Raw genomic sequence first — 299 nt, 5'->3', positions numbered from 1 at the left:
CAGTGGCATACTTACTGTCCACAAAAAGAAACCGGGTGGAACGAGTATTACATAGGCTTTGAAGGAAAAATCATCGACACTATTGTTGCCAACGGATTTATTTCTCCCCACAATCAGATACTTAATGTGGGAGTGAATGAAGATCTGGTCAACCTGTTCTCAACAGCCATACGGGTTGCAAAGGAAGATAAGGGAGCCACCCAGCAATATCTTGCCGGCATTGTTTTCAATATACTGGGAACCATCTTATCTCTGGCACAGAACATCAACTTCGAATCGAGAGAATCGGCACAGAAAAT

The 299-nt window shown here is 43.1% G+C and carries 1 protein-coding gene; it reads left to right on the top strand.

Going from position 1 to position 299, the window contains the following annotated elements:
- A partial coding sequence (locus tag B4G81_RS13475; RefSeq protein WP_349678757.1) for an AraC family ligand binding domain-containing protein occupies positions 1–299 on the top strand: 299 nt, incomplete at both ends.

Origin of the sequence: Proteiniphilum sp. UBA5384 (assembly GCF_002410825.1) — a bacterium.
Classification (GTDB): domain Bacteria; phylum Bacteroidota; class Bacteroidia; order Bacteroidales; family Dysgonomonadaceae; genus Proteiniphilum.
The sequence above is the reverse complement of the archived record's forward strand: the minus strand, read 5'-3'. Positions and strand labels throughout refer to the sequence as shown.